Annotated in this window: 16 protein-coding genes; 3 read left to right on the forward strand and 13 right to left on the reverse strand. The window is 67.5% G+C overall.

The window, feature by feature from the left end; translation table 11 throughout:
• Window positions 1-3: 3 nt before the first annotated feature.
• The 10 genes from BMX43_RS01430 to BMX43_RS01475 all read right to left on the reverse strand — a co-directional run bounded on the left by BMX43_RS01430 (window position 4) and on the right by BMX43_RS01475 (window position 10,566).
• A complete protein-coding gene (locus tag BMX43_RS01430) occupies window positions 4-306 on the reverse strand; it encodes an urease subunit gamma (RefSeq protein ID WP_091295731.1) in 303 nt (100 codons plus the stop codon).
• Window positions 303-1,142, reverse strand: coding sequence for an urease accessory protein UreD (locus tag BMX43_RS01435; protein ID WP_091295734.1), 840 nt, complete (start codon window positions 1,140-1,142; stop codon window positions 303-305). Before BMX43_RS01435 ends, BMX43_RS01430 begins: the two co-directional genes overlap by 4 nt.
• A gap of 143 nt (window positions 1,143-1,285) precedes the next feature.
• Complete coding sequence (locus BMX43_RS01440; protein ID WP_091295737.1) at window positions 1,286-2,380, reverse strand: flagellar basal body P-ring protein FlgI; 1,095 nt, start codon at window positions 2,378-2,380, stop codon at window positions 1,286-1,288.
• Window positions 2,377-3,375: a flagellin gene (locus BMX43_RS01445; RefSeq protein WP_091295740.1), complete on the reverse strand. Its 999-nt coding sequence runs from the start codon at window positions 3,373-3,375 to the stop codon at window positions 2,377-2,379. The genes BMX43_RS01440 and BMX43_RS01445 overlap by 4 nt, the downstream gene beginning before the upstream one ends.
• Before the next feature lies 1 nt (window position 3,376).
• Window positions 3,377-4,786, reverse strand: a complete 1,410-nt coding sequence (flgK, locus tag BMX43_RS01450) for a flagellar hook-associated protein FlgK (RefSeq protein ID WP_091295743.1) — start codon at window positions 4,784-4,786, stop codon at window positions 3,377-3,379.
• A 9-nt stretch (window positions 4,787-4,795) separates the two neighbouring features.
• Entirely contained in the window at window positions 4,796-6,100 is a 1,305-nt protein-coding gene (locus BMX43_RS01455) for a flagellar hook protein FlgE (protein WP_091295746.1), read from the reverse strand.
• A 96-nt stretch (window positions 6,101-6,196) separates the two neighbouring features.
• Window positions 6,197-6,997: a flagellar motor protein MotB gene (locus tag BMX43_RS01460; RefSeq protein ID WP_091295749.1), complete on the reverse strand. Its 801-nt coding sequence runs from the start codon at window positions 6,995-6,997 to the stop codon at window positions 6,197-6,199.
• Window positions 6,998-7,083: 86 nt separating this feature from the next.
• Entirely contained in the window at window positions 7,084-7,716 is a 633-nt protein-coding gene (locus BMX43_RS01465) for an ATP-binding cassette domain-containing protein (protein ID WP_091295752.1), read from the reverse strand.
• On the reverse strand, window positions 7,709-9,382 hold the full coding sequence (locus BMX43_RS01470; RefSeq protein WP_091295754.1) for an ABC transporter permease: 1,674 nt from the start codon (window positions 9,380-9,382) through the stop codon (window positions 7,709-7,711). The genes BMX43_RS01465 and BMX43_RS01470 overlap by 8 nt, the downstream gene beginning before the upstream one ends.
• A complete protein-coding gene (locus tag BMX43_RS01475; RefSeq protein WP_091295756.1) occupies window positions 9,379-10,566 on the reverse strand; it encodes an ABC transporter substrate-binding protein in 1,188 nt (395 codons plus the stop codon). Before BMX43_RS01475 ends, BMX43_RS01470 begins: the two co-directional genes overlap by 4 nt.
• Window positions 10,567-10,727: 161 nt before the next feature.
• Between BMX43_RS01475 and BMX43_RS01480 the strand changes: the two genes are divergently transcribed.
• Together BMX43_RS01480 and nagA are read left to right on the forward strand one after the other, a co-directional pair.
• Complete coding sequence (locus BMX43_RS01480) at window positions 10,728-11,555, forward strand: glucosamine kinase nucleotide-binding domain-containing protein (RefSeq protein ID WP_091295758.1); 828 nt, start codon at window positions 10,728-10,730, stop codon at window positions 11,553-11,555.
• The gene (nagA, locus tag BMX43_RS01485; RefSeq protein WP_091295760.1) at window positions 11,552-12,670 is read left to right on the forward strand and encodes an N-acetylglucosamine-6-phosphate deacetylase; all 1,119 of its coding nucleotides are present in this window, start codon (window positions 11,552-11,554) and stop codon (window positions 12,668-12,670) included. Before BMX43_RS01480 ends, nagA begins: the two co-directional genes overlap by 4 nt.
• Here nagA and BMX43_RS01490 read toward each other — a convergent pair.
• On the reverse strand, window positions 12,667-13,662 hold the full coding sequence (locus BMX43_RS01490; RefSeq protein ID WP_091295762.1) for a glycosyltransferase: 996 nt from the start codon (window positions 13,660-13,662) through the stop codon (window positions 12,667-12,669). The two genes, nagA and BMX43_RS01490, sit on opposite strands and share 4 nt — an antisense overlap.
• Entirely contained in the window at window positions 13,659-14,810 is a 1,152-nt protein-coding gene (glf, locus tag BMX43_RS01495) for a UDP-galactopyranose mutase (RefSeq protein WP_091295764.1), read from the reverse strand. The genes BMX43_RS01490 and glf overlap by 4 nt, the downstream gene beginning before the upstream one ends.
• Before the next feature lie 171 nt (window positions 14,811-14,981).
• Here glf and hslV point away from each other — a divergent pair, with 171 nt between their 5' ends.
• Entirely contained in the window at window positions 14,982-15,539 is a 558-nt protein-coding gene (hslV, locus tag BMX43_RS01500) for an ATP-dependent protease subunit HslV (RefSeq protein WP_091297037.1), read from the forward strand.
• A gap of 4 nt (window positions 15,540-15,543) precedes the next feature.
• Here the strand turns inward: hslV and BMX43_RS01505 are convergent, their stop codons facing one another.
• Complete coding sequence (locus BMX43_RS01505; RefSeq protein ID WP_139201504.1) at window positions 15,544-16,149, reverse strand: WYL domain-containing protein; 606 nt, start codon at window positions 16,147-16,149, stop codon at window positions 15,544-15,546.
• Between the last annotated feature and the right edge of the window lie 71 nt (window positions 16,150-16,220).

Below are 16,220 nucleotides of genomic sequence, written 5' to 3' on the forward strand. Positions count from 1 at the left end.
CTCTTAGCGGATCGGGTGGTGGACGGTGACAAGCTTGGTGCCATCGGGAAAGGTGGCTTCAACCTGCACGGCATGGATCATTTCGGGGATGCCCTCCATGCACTGCTCGGCTGTGATCACATGCGCCCCGGCCTGCATCAGATCGGCGACCGACCGGCCATCGCGCGCGCCCTCGACCACGAAATCGGTGATCAGGGCAATGGCCTCGGGGTGGTTGAGCTTGACGCCACGCGCCAGTCGCCCACGCGCCACCATGGCGGCCAGGCTGACCATGAGCTTTTCCCGCTCGCGGGGGGTGAGGTTCATGCGATGTCTCCATTCATTTGCCAGACCCTGGGCAGGGCCGAGCCACGCAATTGGCCAAGAAGCCGCGCCATCTGCCGTTTCAGCGGCCAGCTGTCGCGCGCCGTCAGACGCAGGATGAGCCGCCCGTTCCAAGCGGAAAGTGCCGTCTCGCAATCGGGCGCCTCCAGCAAGGGGCGCAGCGCCCCGGCGGCATCCTCGGCACCGGGAGCGATGAGGGCGATCACGGCAAGGGCGCGCGCCGGGCCGAGGCTGGCACGGGCCGTGCGACAGGCCAGGGACTCACGGTCAATCGTCACGGCATCGCTCCACACCGGGCGCCCGTCGCGCAGCACCGACCGGCGATCCAGCAGACGCGCGGCGGTCACATCCTCGCCCATGGCCAGACGACCCAGAACGAGGGTTTCGGACAGCAGGCAGGTTGCATCCGCCGCCAGCGACACGCGGGTGGTGCGGCGCAGATGCGAGCCTTCGAACAGGATGGTTTCCTGCGGCAGCCAGTCCAGCCGGGCGCCCGCGCCCACCGTCAGATCGACATCCAGCGCCGCTGCCGGGCCCGGCGAGGCATAGGCGCGTTCCGCCGTCTGGGTGGTGGCCGTCAGCCGCAGGCCGGGCGCGAGGGTCAGGGCGAAACTGATCCGATCCCCCCCCGTCAACCCACCGGAGGTATTGAGAAACACCGCCTCGTCCGGCGCCCCGCCGCCCCGCGGCAGAAACACCTTGGCGGAACCGGCTTGATACAGATCGGCCAAGGCGGGCCGCCCGTGGCGCGCGACAATGCCAAGCCTGGCTGTGCCATGGCTGCGCTGCAAGGCTGGCTGATCCCGCATATCAAGCATCCGCGTCTCCCTTCACCGGGAGAGTGCATCACTGCGGCGGCGGAACAAGTTGTCGCATCCCCGCACCTTGCCATCCTGCGCGTATCTTGTGCACAAGCCCGAAAATCAGGCTTATTGCGCATTAATTGGGCGAAATACTCACCTCATTGCACCAGGAACTCGGCATGAAGCGCCCCTGCCGCGTTGATGCTTTTGAGGATGTCGATCATGTCATGCGGCGCCACGCCCAGCGCATTCAGCCCTGCCACGATGTTGGAGAGGTTGGTGCCCTCGGCAATCTCGGCCAGCCCGGTGCCCGGTGCCTTGTCGATGCCCGCCGTGCTGCGCGGCACCACCACCGTCTCGCCCGCGCTGAACGGGTTGGGCTGCACGACCACCGGCGCCTCCTCGACCCGCAGGGTCAGGTTGCCCTGCGCCACGGCAACCCGGCTGATCCGCACATCCGACCCCATCACGATGGTGCCCGACCGTTGATCCACCACCACCCGCGCCCGCGTTTCCGGCTCCACCAGGATATTCTCCAAGCGGCCCAGCACATGCGCGGGCGAGGCCATGCGCGCCCGGCTGACATCCAGCGTCACCGTGCCCGCATCCTGCATCAGCGCGATAGTGCGGCCAAATTCGCGGTTGATCGCGTCTTCAATCCGGCTCGCGGTGGTGAAATCCGGCTGGCGCAACGCCAGCCGCAGGGCGGAGACTGTGGTGAAATCAAACTCCACCTCCCGCTCCACCCGCGCGCCGGAGGGGATGACACCTGCCGTCGGCACCCCCTGCACCACACGCGCGGCATCACCTTCAGCCAGAACGCCCCCGGCGATGATCGTGCCCTGCGCCACGGCGTAAATCTGCCCGTCGGCGCCGTTCAGCGGCGTCATCACCAGCGTGCCGCCCAGCAGGCTTTTGGCATCGCCGATTGCCGAGATCGTCACGTCGATCCGCCCGCCAGACCGCGCGAAAGGAGGCAAAGTGGCGGTAACGAACACTGCCGCCACGTTCTTGGGACGAAAATCCTCACCCGTGACGTTCACGCCCAGCCGCTCCAGCAGATTGGACATGATTTCTTCGGTATAGGGCGTGTTGCGGATGCCATCGCCAGTGCCGTTCAGGCCAACGACAAGGCCATACCCCACCAGATCATTGCCGCGCACCCCGTCAAATTCCACCAGATCCTTGATGCGGATCGGCGAGGCCAGGGCGGCGACGGGCAGGAACAGGAGCAGAAGGACAAGGCGGATCATCGCAGATACTCCGTCAGCGAAAGCGAAGAAAGCCGCGCCGTCACCGCATAGAGGGTTTCCAGCCGGGTTTCGGCATCGGAAAGCCGCGTCGCCGCGTCATAGTCATCAACCGCAACCATGCTGGTGCGCGCGATCTGCAAGGCACTGGATTCGCTGCTGTTCCGGCTTTGCGCCTCGGCAATCTGGCCTTCGACGCGGGCCACGCGGCCCTGCAGGGTCGCAAGGCCGCTGCGTGCCGCCAGCAAACCCTCGCCCGCGAAGCCCGCGAAGGCGGCCCGCGCATCGGGGCTGGTCTGGTCGCTGCGGTTGATCAATGCGCCCAGCGCCAGCCCCTTCAGCGTTTCGCGAAGCTCCGGGTCCAGCGCCGTCACATCCAGCCTTGCCGTTTCGCCCGCCGCAATCGGCACGCCACCCCCTGCCGCCGCACCGCGCCACGCCTCGGTGGCAAAACCGGCCGGATCCTCAAACCAGACCTCCAGCGCGTTTGCCGCATCGCGGGCGGTACTGGCCCCATTGGTCACCGCGACAATCCGGCTGAGCAGCGCCTCGCCCGCGATCAGCGGCGGCTGATCCACCGCCATGCCGGAAAACAGCGCAGAGCCGCCAATCGAGGTGTTCAGCGCCGCAACCGCCGACAGGAACCCCTGTTCCGCCCGATTGCCCAGCGCCGTGAGTGTGCCGGTCTGCCCCGCGCTGACGGCCAGCAGATCTGTCGAAAGCGCATCGGCCTGCGTGGCCAGCGTGCCCAGCGCGGTTTGCGTGGCAGAGGCGCGCACCTGCATGTCGGTGGTGGTGCGCGCATAGGCCGAAAGCTGCGACAGTGATCGGTCCAGTGCCGCCAGCGGGCCAAGAGTGCCGCGCAGATGGCGGGCGGTATCGGCGGCACGGCCGGTCGTCACCTCTTGCGACAAGGTGGCTATGGAGGATTTTACCGCCCCCATGCTGCGGCGCAACAGGAAAGACTGCGCCAGATCCCCGAGTGAAATCATCGACATGTCAGATCTCCAGCAATGTGTTGATCATATCGCCCGCCACCTGCATCACGCGGGCATTGGCGGAAAACGCCTGTTCGACCAGCAAAAGCTGCTGCATCTCCTGGTCAGTATCCACGCCCTGCGCCAGTTCCTGCTGTTGCAGGCCCGTGGCGCGGGCGCTGGCGAAACTGGCATCGCTTTCGGCATCGAGCCTGTCGGTGGCAATCGCGGAAACCAAGGCGGAGGCGGCGGTGGAAAAGCTGCCGCCCTGCGACAGCGCCGATTGCAGCCGCACAAGAAAGCGACTGTCCCCGCTGGGCCCGACGGTGGCCGCGCCCAGCCCGTCGCGCAGGCGGGTGACAAGGCCGCCTTCGGCAGGCACCACGGCGGCATTGACCTGCAACCGCTGCGCAAGGCCGGGGAGCGCGTCCGGGTCCAGCGCGGCACCGGCATCGGTGAACAGGCCGGGCGCGCCGCTGGTCAGCGTGGGGTCCAGCCCGCTGGCGGAAAAGCGCGCCACCAGATCCTGCGCCAGCGCATCGAGTTTCGCCTGCGCGGCGGGGGCCAGCGTGTCGCGGAGAGCGAAATCACTTGCGAGGCTGCCCCCGGCCAGCAGGCCGCTGTCGCCGGTGGAAACCGCCCGCCCGTTCAGCACCAGCCCCGACAGGGCGCCGTTGGCCGCCGTCATGTCGGGGGTGATGTCGCGGCTTGCGGAAAAGCCGAAGACCGAGGCCTTGCCCTCGACCAGCGCGGCGCCGCTGGGGGTATAGAGCGCCATAACCCCATCGCCGCGGTCAATCTCGCGCACCGGGAGAATGGCGGAGAGGCTGTCGATCTGCTGCTGGCGCTGGTCGATCAGCGCGGAAACATCGCTGCCCCCGGCCCCCAGCGACTGGATCTGGGTGTTCAGCGCGGCCACGCGGGCCAGCGTTGTGTTCAGCGTTTCGACCTGCGCGGCAATGCGGGCATCCGCCTCGACCCGGGCGGTCTGAATCGTGCTGCCCGCCTGATTGATCTGCGCCACCAGATCCTGCGCGGTGTTCAGCACGCCGGTCAGCGCAGAGTCCGCCCCCGGCTGACCGGCGGCGGTGATCAGGGCGGCATCAAAACGGTCGATCCGGCTGGTAAGGCTGACCGCGCTATCCGCCGTGCCCAGCGCCGCCTCGACCGTGCTGAAGAAACTGACCCGCGTCTGGGCGGCGCCCGAGGCGGCATCGGCAAGGCGCCGGTCGGACAGCAGATAGCGGTCAAGGCTGCGGGTGATGCCCGTGACCATGACCCCCTGCCCCCGCCCCGCCACCGAAAGCTGGATCTCGCGGCGGCCATAGCCGGGGGTCGCGGCATTGGCGATGTTGTTGGAAATCACCTCGGCGGCGCGAGAGGCGGCCGTCAACCCGCTGAACGCGGAGGACAGGGCGGAAGAGAGGCTCATGCTGTGGCCTTATCGTTTGATGTTGGTGGTTTCCTGCAGCATCTCGTCCACCGTCTGGATGACCTTGGCATTGGACGAATAGGCGCGCTGCGTCTGGATCAGGTTGGTCAGCTCGGCGGCGACATCGGTGGTGGAGCCTTCGCGCGCATAGCCCGCGACCGTGCCGGTCGGGCCATCGCCGGCATCCCACAGGAAGAAGCCGCCGGAGTCGGTGGAGATGCCGAAGGTCTGATTGTCCAGCGCGGCCAAGCCATTGGGGTTGGGCACATCGACCAGCGGGATCTGATAGAGCGTGCGGGTAAAGCCGGTGTCATAGGTGGCAACCACCATGCCCTTCGCATCCACCTCGACCCCGGTCAGGCTGCCGACGGGCGAGCCGTCCTTGGTGATCGAGGTGGGGGAGAAAGTATCGGAAAGCTGCGACAGGCCACCGGATTCACCGATCTTGCCGATCGTCATGTCCAGCGGGCCACCACCCAGATCGAGCGTGACCGCCCCGGTCAGCGGATCATAGTCACCACCAGAAACCATGGTCACCGAGGCCAGCGTACCGCCGCTTTCGCGCGAATCGTCGAAGGTCAGCACATATTCGCCCACAGTGGCGCCATCTTGCGCGGAATCGGTGATCGTTACCGTCCATTCATTGCTGCCTTCGGTGGCGCCAACCGTGGGGGTAAAGGTGAAATCCAGCGTTTCGGAGGTGCCGAGATTGCCGAAATATTCCACCGTCAGCGGCAGTGCCTCGCCCGTGGCGCCGGGTTCGGTGGCCGTGGCGGGCAGGTTGACACCGAGGTTGAGCGTGGTGGTGGGATCCCCCGCCTGCTGATTGGCCGGAACGGTGACCGGCACAAGGCCGGTCACGGAATCGCGCGGCATCACCGGAATGGTGCCATCGGGATTGGCAGGCCAGCCCATCAGCACAAGCCCCGACGCGGTGCGCAGCGTGCCATTTTCATCGGTGCTGAAAGCGCCGGTCGTGGTCAGCAGCAGCGAATCCGGCGTGCCGCCTGCGCCCAGATCGGACTCGCGGCTGACCGGCAGCATCCCGCGCCCGGACACGGCAAGATCCAGCGCGCTGGTGGTGGAGACAAGCGAACCGCGCTGGTCGATCAGGCGCATGGTGCTGGCCTGCACCCCGCCCGCCGCATAGCTGGCGCCGCTGGAGCGCGACATCACCAGCGCCTCGAAATCCGTCATGGCGCGTTTGTAGCCATAGGTGCCGGAATTGGCGATATTGTCGGAAATGGTGGCCAGACGGCTCGCATTCGCGTTGAGCCCGGCGACACCTGCATTGAGGGCAGAAGAAATCGTCATGGGGGAGAGCGCCTTTCTAAGCTTCGATTCCTGGATCAGGACCAAAGCTGCGCGCTTCCCCTTAAGATTGGCCTAATGCCCGCGATGATTCCTGCACTATCTGTCGCGCCGCAGCAGAACCACCTCCACCCGGTTGTTGCGGATCGCCATCGGATCGGCGGTCACCGGCTTGCGGTCGGCATGGCCGGTGACACGGCGCAGGCGGTCGCCCGGCAGACCGGATTCTTGCAACAGGCGGCGCATCACCTCGGCCCGTGCGGCAGACAGATCCCAGGCGGGGTTTTTACGCAGCGCCAGAGGATAGGCGCGCACATGTCCGTTGACGGCGATGCCGTTGCGGGTGATCGGCAGAACCTCGGCCAGCATCCGGGCGACATCGCGCAGCACCGGGCGCGGTTGCGCGGTTTCGGGATCGAACAAAGGGGTGGTTTCAAGGTCGAAAATCTCGATCACCATGCCTTCGTCGGTGACGCGGGTGACGACATGGCGCAGCGCGGTTTCCATCGTCATGCTTTCACCACCGAAGGCCTTCAGTGCCTTGTCGATATCGGATTTCGCCTCGCGCAGCGCCTGTTCCTCGCCCGCCGCGCGGCCATTGGCGATACCGGTGCCGGATTTGGCCTGCGCCTCGTCCGGGAACATGGAATCGCCGTTGAGCACATTGTCGCCCCCCGCCGCCGCGCGGGTCAGCGAGATGTTGGGGTTGAAGAAATCCGCCACCCCTTTGCGTTGTTTTTCCGTCGTCGCACCCAGCAGCCACATCAGCAGGAAGAACGCCATCATGGCGGTCACGAAGTCAGCATAGGCCACTTTCCACGCCCCACCGTGGTGCCCGCCGCCCGCGACGACCTTCTTCCGTTTGATGATGACGGGCGCGGCATTTGGTTTGCCGGCCATCACACACCCATATCTTACACCCAGGCTCAGGCTAGCGGATCGGGGTGAACAGCGGCTTAAAGGATAAAAGACGTTGGAAATTCCGGTCAGGCGAGGTGATGGACGGGGCCACCCGTGGCCATGGCATCGCTGGCGTCATGGGTGACGAGCAGGGTGGGGATCGCCTCGGCCCGGGCGTGATCGAAGGTGAAGCGGCGGATGTCGGCGCGCAGGCTGGCATCAAGGCGCGAGAAGGGCTCATCCAGCAGCAGGGCGCGGGGTTTGGCGAGCAGGGCGCGCATCAGCGCGGCGCGGGCGCGCTGACCGCCCGACAGGGTGGCGGGATCGCGGCTGTAGAAGCCCGCGAGGCCCGCATCGGCCAAAGCGGCCTCGATGGCGGCGCGGCGGGCGGCGCGGGGTTTCACCGCAGGGTCAAGGCCGAAGGCGAGGTTGTCGCCGACGCTGAGATGGGGAAACAGCAGCGCCTCTTGAAACATCAGGCCGACGCGGCGGGATTCGGCGGGCAGGGGCAGCAGGCTTTGGCCGTTCAAGCGGATGTCGCCGGTCAGGGTGAAATCGGGGGAAAGATGGCCGCCGATCGCATCAAGCAGGGTGGATTTGCCGATGCCGGAGGGGCCCATCAGGGTGCAGACCTCGCCCGGTGGGATGGCGAGGGTGAGCGGGGCGAACAGGGGCAGGCCGCCGCGTGGGGTGATGGAGAGGGCGGCAAGCTCAAGCATCGGAATGGGCCTTCATGTCGCGGCGGTGGCGGAAGATCAGGGGCGGCAGGGAGAGCGCCAGCGCATAGGCCAGCAGCGGCAGCGCGGCCAGCAGCAGGCCCGAGATTGCAGCGGCACGGCGGTCGGCGCCGGAGGCGAGGGCCACGGCCTCGGTCGTCAGGGTGGGCACACGGCCTGCGCCCATGAACAGGGTGGGCAGGAATTGCGCGGTGGAGACGGCGATGCCGAGGGCGGCGGCGGAGAGCAGCGGGGCGGCCAGCAGCGGCAACTTGATGCGCAGCAGACGGCGCAGCGGGCCTGCGCCAAGGGCGGCGGCGGCGCGGATCTGGCGCGGGTCCAGCGCGCGCCACGGGTCTGACAGGGTGAGCAGGACGTAGGGAAAGACGAACAGCATCTGCGCCCAGATCACCGCAGGCAGCGGCGCGAGGTTCAGGCGCAGGAACAGCGTGTTCAGGCCGAACAGGAAGCCGATCTGCGGCAGCAGCAGCGGCGCCAGCAACAGGGCAGTGGCCCAGCGGGCGCGGGGCAGGTGGCCGCGATCCTCGCCCTCCAACCACGCGATGGCGAGGAGGAGCGAGAGGGTGGTGGTGGCAAGGGCGAGGGCGAGGGTGGTGAGGGCGGGGGCGGCCCATTGGCCGCGCATCCAGCCGCGCAGGGTCAGGGATTGGGGCAGCAGATCCGGGAAGCTCCACCGGAAGGCAAAGGCCCAGAGGGCGAGGAGGAGCAGCGCGAACAGGCCCGCGCCGATCAGCACTGCGGCGGGCAACGCGGCGGGGGCAAGCGAGAGGTGGCGGTTGCGCTGGCCCCGGCGCAGCCAGAGCAGGCCGAGGCGGGCGAGGCCCCGTTCGGCCAGCAGCCAGGCCGCAATGGCGGCGGCGATCAGTGCGACCAGCAGCAGCGCCCCGGCGCTGGCGGGCAGGATCATCGCCGGGTCCGGGTCGGTGAACCAGCGGGTGAGGGCGACAGCAAGGGGGGGCGGTTGGCCGGGGCCAAGGATCAGCGCCATGTCCACCACCGACATGGCATAGGCCAGCACGATGAACACCGGCAGGCGGATCAGCGGGTAAAGCTGCGGCAGGATCACCTTCAGCCAGACCGAGGCGGCAGAATGGCCGAGCGCGGCGCCGAGCGTCAGGTATTTGCGGACCGGCAGGCGGTTTTGCGCGGCGGTGAGCATCAGGAGGAGGAAGGGCAGTTCCTTCGCCACAAGCCCGAGGGTGAGGGCGAGGCCCAGCGGGTCGTTCACCGTGGCCAGCGGCGGCGGGGTATCCCACCCGGCCAGCGGCGCCAGCAGACGCGCGATCCAGCCAGAGGGGGAGAGCAGGAAAGCCAGACCCAGCGCAAGGGCGGCGTGGGGGGTGGCGAGCAGTGGCGGCAGAAGGCGCGTCACGCGCGGGGCATGGGCCAGCAGGGCGCAGGCACCGATCAGGGACAGCAGGGTGGAGGCGAGGCCGGTAAGCAGCGTCAGGCGCAGGCTTTCGGCCAGGCCGGGTTGGGCGAAAAGCTGCGAAAAGGCCTGTGTAGAGACGGTTCTGGCGCCGATGGCGGGCAGGTAGCCGAAGGCGGCGGCGGCGGTCAGGCCCAGACCGGCCAGGATCGGCAGGGCGAAGCCTGCAAGGGTGGTGACCAGCACCACCCCGCGAAGGCCCCGCCCGGCGCGGCTCATTTGATATAGCGTTTCGCCCATTCCTCGGTGAGGCGGGTCATCCAGCTTGCGTGCGGTTCCAGCAGGGTGGGGCCGAGGTCTTCCAGACGCGGCAGGGCCGGGGCGGAGGGCAGGGCCGTGAACGCCGCCTGTTCCGCTGCGCCGAGTTTGGCCGGATCGAGCACCGAGAAACTGCCGAGGATCGAGATGTCCTGCGCCTTGGCCTGCGTGGCGGGATCGAGCAGGAAGTTCGCCACGACCTTTGCCCCGGCCGTATGGGCGGCGTTATAGGGAATGGCGACGAAGCTGATATTGCCGATGGTCCCCGCCTTGGGCACGAAGACGCGGGCGGATTCGGGCAGCAGGCCCTGTTCGATATAGGCGGCGGTGGAGGCGGGATCGAAGCTCATGGCGATGTCAACCTCGCCATCGTTGAGCATCTGGGTCAGCCGGGTTTCATCTTCGGGGAAGGCCGCGCCTTCGCGCCACAGGTTGGGGCGCAGCGCGTCATACCAGGCCCAAAGCGGCTCTGACGCCGCAGAAAACGCGGTATCGGTGACCGGCTGTTGCAGAACGGCAGGATCGGGTGCGAGTTCGACCAGCGCCTGTTTCAGAAAGGTGGCGCCCATGAAATTCGACGGGTCGGGATGCGTCATCCGGCCCGGATGGGCGGCGGCCCAATCGACAAAACCGGCCATCGAGGCGGGCAGATCGCCCGCCCGCGCGGTATCGGCCACAAAGACGAATTTCGCCAGCCGCCACGGGCTTTCCATCCCATCCACCGGCACGGTGAAATCGACCGAGGCGGCAGAGCCGGGCGACAGATCAAGATATTTGGCATTGGGCAGATCGGCCACGAAGGGGCCGTGCAGCAGGCCCTGTTCCTTCATCGCCAGAAAGTTCGGCCCGTTGATCCAGATGAGATCGACCGCGCCGCCGCTGTCCTTGCCTGCCGTCTTTTCCGACAGGACGCGGGTCACCGCCTCGGCGGTATCGGTCAGCTTGACCTGTTCGACCTTCACGCCATAAAGACGCTCGGTTTCCTGCCCGGCCCAGGCGATGAAATCATTGGTGCGGGTATCGCCGCCCCAGGCGTTGAAATAGACGGTCTGGCCCTTGGCGGCATCAAGTGTGGCCTGCCAGTCTTCGGCAAAAGCGGGGCTGGCAAGGGCGGCGCCAAGCGCCAGGGCGGAAAGAAATCGCATATGTCCTCCGGTCATTTGCCCATGGTGTAGCCCGCGCGGGGGGCTGCGTCATCCGGGAACACGGCAAGGTGATCGCAAGGGCCCGCGCGGAAAGCCCTGAGCGGAAGGCGCTTTTCCCGACGGGGCTTCCTGATATTCATGCGGAAAGCAGGAGGTGCGGGATGGCGCTTGTTCTCGGGGTGGATGGCGGGGGCACGGGGTGCCGGGCGGCGGTGGCGCGGGTTGGCGGGCCGGTGCTGGGCCGGGGGGCGGCGGGGCCGGCCAATATCTCGATCGATCTGGAGGGGGCGGCGGCGAATATCCTTGCGGCCTGCGAGGCGGCGCTGCGCGAGGCGGGCGGCGGCGAAGTGCGGGCCGCCGTGCTGGGGCTGGCCGGGGCCAATGTGACGGCGCAGGCGGCGCGGTTGCAGGGGATGCTGCCCTTTGGCGACGTGCGGATCGTGTCGGATGCGGTGATCGCGGCGAAAGGCGCGCTGGGGGCGGAGGACGGGATTCTGGCGCTGCTGGGCACCGGATCGGTGTTTGCGGTGCAGCAAGGCGGCGCGATCCGGCTGCATGGCGGGCGCGGCTTTCTGATGGGGGACGAGGGCAGCGGCGCGGTGCTGGGCCGGGCGCTGCTGCGCGCGGCGCTGCGGGCGGATGACGGGTTTCGCGCGATGACGCCACTGCTGGCGCAGGTGCTGGGTGAACTGGGCGGGGCGGAGGCGGCGGTGGCCTTTGCGCTGACCGCGCGGCCTGCCGATTTCGCGCGATTTGCGCCGCGTTTGCTGGACAGTGATGATGCGGCGGCGGTGGAGATCGTCGGCGCCGAAGTGACAGAAGTGGCGGAAATCCTGCGCGCCTTGCAGGCGGATGCGCTGCCGCCGGTGACCTTTATCGGCGGGCTGGGGCCGTTTTATGCCGGGCGGCTGGCGGGGCGGTTTGCAGTGCGGGCGGCACAGGGTTCGGCGCTGGACGGGGCTTTGGCGCTGGCGGGGGTGCTGGCATGATTTTGAAACCGCAGCGGTTGTTCGATGGCGCGGCGATCCGCGAGGGGATGGCGGTTGTTGTGACCGGGGGCCGCATTGACGCGGTGGTCGCGGCAGAGGAAGTGCCGGGCGGCACGGCGCTGCCGGGGCTTCTGGCGCCGGGGTTCATCGACCTGCAGGTGAATGGCAGCGCCGGGTGGATGGTGGACGGGACGACCGATGTGGCAGCGCTGCGCGAGATTTGTGCGGCGCAGGCGCGGCTGGGCGCGGTGGGCATCTTGCCGACGCTGATCACCGACACGCCAGAGGCCACGGCGCAGGTGATTGCGGCGGGGATCGCGGCGGCGCGGGCGGGTGTGCCGGGCTTTCTGGGCCTGCATCTGGAAGGCCCGCATCTGGACCCACGGCGCAAGGGCGCGCATGACGCGGGGCTGATCCGCCCGATGGGCGAGGACGATCTGGCGCGGCTGTGTGCGGCGGCGCGGGAACTGCCGGTGCTGATGCTGACTGTGGCGCCCGAGGCGGTGACGCCTGCGCAGATCGCGGCGCTGGCTGCGGCGGGGGCGATTGTGTCGCTGGGCCATAGCGATTGCAGCTTCGAGGTGGCGCAGGCGGCGTTTGCGGCGGGCGCGCGTTGTGCCACCCATCTGTTCAACGCGATGAGCCAGATCGGCAACCGCGCGCCGGGCTTGGCGGGGGCGGTGCTGGCCGGGGATTGCGCGGCAGGGCTGATCGCCGACGGGGTGCATGTGCATCCGGCGGTGATGCGTCTGGCGCTGGCGGCGCGGCCCGAGGGGGTGTTTCTGGTCAGCGACTGCATGGCGGTGGCAGGGACCGAAGCGACCGAGTTTCGGCTGGGCGGGCGGCGCATCCTGCGGCGGGACGGGCGGCTGACGCTGGAGGATGGCACGCTGGCGGGCGCCGACCTGACGCTGCCGCGCGCGGTGCGGGTGCTGGTCGAGCAGGTGGGGGTGCCAGAGACGCGGGCGCTGGCCATGGCCAGCCGCGTTCCGGCAGAGCTGATCGGGATGGGCGACCGCTTCGGGCGGATTGCCGAAGGGCGGCGCGCCGATCTGGTGCATCTGGGCGCGGATGGCGCGCTGGCAGGCGTGTGCCTGGACGGGCGCTGGCTTTAGCGGCGGGCGGCGCGTTCGGTCAGCGCCAGAACCTCGGGGTGGCTGACATTGCGCTTGCCGCGCAAGCCATCCCAGACGGCGCGGGCGAGGATGCGCAGGAAGGTGCGGCTGTGTTCGCCATAGTGGCGGGCGCTGAGCGCCCATTTCGGGACGACCAGCAGCAGCACGCCCCAGAACAGGAGCGGGCCAGCGGCGGCACGATACAGCATCAACCCGTTGCGGAAGTTGTAGTAAACCTTCCACAGCGGGTAATAGGCGCGCTGGTGGGCACGGTCGAAGGTGCCGAAATCATGTTCCCAATGCAGGCGTGGATCGAACCAGTTGGCGAAACCGGCGCGCGCCACCTCCAGCGAATAGAGCACGTCATCGCCATAGATGAACAGCCGCCCGTCGGGAAAGCCGCAGCGATCGACCGCAGCGGCAGAGATGAACTGGCCAACGAAAGACCCACCATCGACGGGCATCGGTGCCTGACGTTCATAATCGGCATCCGAGATATGGAAGCCCTTTCGCCCGCCGCCGAACAGGGTGCGCAGGAAGATGCTTTTGTGCCAGAACGGGTTGCGCCACGGGCGGTTCATCTCGCACACCCCGCCTTGCGGGAAGCGCGCGGCGGCAAGGACGACGCCGGTCTGCGCGCAATAGGGCAGTTGATCGCGGAACTGGGCAACGGCGCCGGGCAGCGGGCGCGCATCGTCATCCATCAGCAGATACCAGTCGGGGCGGTAGATCGCGCGGGCCTCGCGCATCCCCGCCTCGAACCCGCCGGCACCGCCGATATTTTCCGGCAGTTCCACCACATGCAACCGCGGGTCGTTCTGCATCCGCAGCCAGTCGCGCGTGCCATCGGTGCAGGCGTTTTCGACCACGATCACATGATCCAGCGCCTCGGACAGAAGACGGGCCACCGTCTGGCGCAGATGATCCAGACGGTTGAAGGTGACGACAATCGCACAGATCCGGGCCGGGCGTCTGGCAGCGGCGGTGGTCAAAGCGGGTTCACCGTGAAGGCGGGCATCGCCTCGCCCGTCTCGACGGTTTGCAGGAAGCGGCGGCCGCAATCCAGCGCCTCGCGGATGGTCACATCCATGTCGAGATAGCGGTAGGTGCCAAGACGGCCGACGAAAGTGACGTTCGGTTCCGCCTCGGCCTTGGCGACGTAATCGGCCAGCAGGGTTTTTTCAGCCACCTGACGGATCGGGTAATAGGGGATGTCGTCCGGGCCGCACGCACGCGAGAACTCGCGATACAGCACCGACCCTTCGTGGCTTTCCCACGGGGCGAAGTGTTTGTGTTCGGTGATGCGGGTGAAGGGCACCGACACATCGCCGTAATTCATCACCGCGCAGCCCTGATAATCGCCCTGATACTCGAACCGTTCAAAATCCAGCGTGCGATAGCCGAGGCGACCCAGATCATAGCCGAACCAGCCGTCGATCGGGCCGGAATAGAAGACGTGATCATACTCCGCCGCCTGTTCGCGGCTGACCGTGGTGCCCAGCGTGACGGTGATATTGGCGTGATCGAGGATGCGCGCGATCATCGCGGTATAGCCGTTTTCGGGCATCCCTTGGAATTTGTGGAAGAAATAGTTGTCGTCATAGTTGAAGCGCACCGGCAGGCGCTTCAGGATCGAGGCCGGAAGCTCGGACGGCTGACAGCCCCATTGCTTGATCGTATAGCCCTTGAAGAACGCCTCATAGAGATCCGGGCCGACAAAGCGCAGCGCCTGATCCTCAAAGGTCTGCGGGTCGGTGATCGAAGTGTCGGCCTTCGATTCAAGGAACACGCGCGCCTCGTCGGGGCGCAGGGTCTGGCCGAAGAACTGATTGATCGTGTGCAGGTTCACCGGCAGCGAATAGACCGCGCCTTGCGAGGTGGTTTTCACCCGGTTCTTGTAGGGCAGAAAGGTCTCGAACTGGTTCACATAGTCCCAGACCTCGGCATCGTCGGTGTGGAAGATGTGGGGACCGTAGATATGGACCATCACGCCGGTTTCCGCGTCCCGTTCGGTATGGCAGTTGCCGCCGATATGATCGCGGGCGTCGAGGACGGTCACGCGATGGCCCGCCTCGGCCAGCATCCGCCCGATTACCGCGCCGGAAAGGCCTGCGCCCACCATCAGGCAATGCTTAGTCATCGAAACGCATCCTTCGCTGGTCCAATTGGCCAGCCACTACCACAGGGGGCTGCAAAGTAAAGACGCCGGGGGAAGGCCGGACTTAAGTCTGGCCGAATGTCGCCGGGGCGCCGCGCTTTGCTTGTGATGCTGCGGGCCGCGCGCCATATAGGGGCGAGCATGGAGGCGGATATGGCGGAAGAGCGGTTTCCCGGCTGGCACGGCACGACGATTCTGGGCGTGCGGCGCGGCGGCGAAGTGGTGGTCGCGGGCGACGGGCAGGTGAGCCTGGGCCAGACGGTGATCAAGGGCACGGCGCGCAAGGTGCGGCGGCTGAACCCCGGCGGGCGCGAGGTGGTCTGTGGCTTTGCCGGATCGACCGCCGATGCCTTCACCCTGCTGGAGCGGCTGGAGAAGAAGCTGGAAGCGGCGCCGGGGCAATTGGCGCGCGCCTGTGTCGATCTGGCGAAGGATTGGCGGATGGACAAGTATCTGCGCAATCTGGAAGCCATGCTGATCGTGACGGATGGCCGCGACATGTTCGTGCTGACCGGCGCGGGCGATGTGCTGGAGCCGGAACATGACGTGGCCGCAATCGGATCGGGCGGCAATTTCGCGCTGGCCGCGGCGCGCGGCCTGATGGCAACCGAGATGGGCGCCGAAGAGATCGCGCGCCGCGCCATGGCGATTGCGGCGGATATCTGCGTGTACACCAATGGCAATCTGACGGTGGAACGGATCGGCGCCTGATTGCTCAGGCGCCTTCCTTTTCTACCAAACCCTGCAGCAACGCCATGCGGCGGGCGGCAAAGCTGCCAGGCTGCAGCGCCAGACCGCGCATCGCCCGTACGAAGAACTGACGGTAACCCTGCCGCGCCTCGCACCAGGCCAGAAGTTTGACCCCCTGCGGCGGATGCACCAACGCCAAAGGCAGCACCAGTCGTTCCGACAGCTGATCCGAAAGGTCGGAATAGCCAAAGAACACCGGCTGCGTGGCGGCAATGGCATCATGCAGCAGCGACAGCACGGCGGGCGCAGCCTCGGGCCGGTCTTGCGGGTAGTATTGCGACGGTCGCACATCCAGCGCGCGATAAAGCCGGGCGAGCAGCGCCCCCTCCGGGTCGGTTTCAGCCAGCCGGGCAATGGCAGCCGAAGCTGCGCCGGCCGTCACCGGATCGCCGCGATACCCCGCCAGCGCAAGCCCGCGCAGGGTGGCATCGCGCAGCACAGGGTCGGGCGCCGGCGCTGCCTGCGCAACCTGCACCGGCAGACCCACGGCGGCGGCCCCGGCGACAAGGCTTTGGGCCAGCGCACGGCGGGTCAGCATCTGGGGTGCGGGCGGGGCGCGACGGGGGCGCATGGCGAAACCTCTTTTATCAAACAAGGGCACGAAACTGCCGCCAAGCCCGAGTCGAGTCCAGCCGCCTTGCT

It is taken from the genome of Gemmobacter aquatilis (assembly GCF_900110025.1).
Taxonomy (GTDB): domain Bacteria; phylum Pseudomonadota; class Alphaproteobacteria; order Rhodobacterales; family Rhodobacteraceae; genus Gemmobacter; species Gemmobacter aquatilis.